1 protein-coding gene is annotated in these 778 nt (G+C 44.2%); it reads right to left on the bottom strand.

Annotated elements, in window-relative coordinates:
* Positions 1–486: 486 nt before the first annotated feature.
* On the bottom strand, positions 487–778 hold a 292-nt coding region (locus ACQRCJ_RS12445; RefSeq protein WP_427799942.1), incomplete at its 5' end, for a hypothetical protein.

The following is a 778-nucleotide window of genomic DNA, read 5'->3' as shown; positions in this document are numbered from 1 at the left end:
GTGTGTCGTTTGGTACACCCCCTTTTGTGTCTTCATCGCATGGTAAACGCTTCTGGCAATGTTTTCAGTAAAACGATGTTTTAGGCATCGTTAAGGCGGTGTAGATGTTCGCGGCATCGTTGGCACATCGTACATCCATCAAAGCAGTGCACGAACACCGTTACATCTACTCGTGCTGTGTATATTCACCGCAACATTGAAAATACACCTTTTAAAGAGATGTATATTTGTAAAAAAGATGCTACTTGAAGCAATTTTTTCATTAATATGCGATGAAGTTTCATCGTGTTTGTTGTGAAAATAAGCTATCTTGACTTTTGCTGCATTTTTTCGTATAGTAAATACATGCTCGAAATAGTGCGAGCAGCCATTTTGCCCTCTGCATACGCGGAGGGCTTCACTTTTTTAGAAGGAGTATCGGAAGATGAAACATCATCTTACAGACATCAAAAGAAGAAGGGCGTACCCCGAAGGATACGCCCAAAATCACTTGGTCGTGTTTTTCCCATCCTTCTTGAACCATCCTTTTTGGACAGCCCAAAAAGCAAGTGCCCAGAGAGGCTTTTCTGGAAACGCGCCGCAGAGGTTGTGCTTTTCAGCAAGGGTTGAGCAGATCGTTTTGGCTGTGCTCCCTTCCAGCTCGGCGAGGTCCTCAGCCGTTATGCTATTACAGAGTGCTGCAAAGTCCTGTTTGAAGGTTTTTTCATCAAGAAGAGCCAAGGCAAGCGCTATGACTACTTCTTTGGGAACCCGGTTTTTGGGCTTGCTCAAGCACTTT

Source organism: Desulfovibrio sp. SGI.102, from assembly GCF_050314315.1.
Lineage (GTDB): Bacteria > Desulfobacterota > Desulfovibrionia > Desulfovibrionales > Desulfovibrionaceae > Desulfovibrio.
The sequence above is the reverse complement of the archived record's forward strand: the minus strand, read 5'-3'. Positions and strand labels throughout refer to the sequence as shown.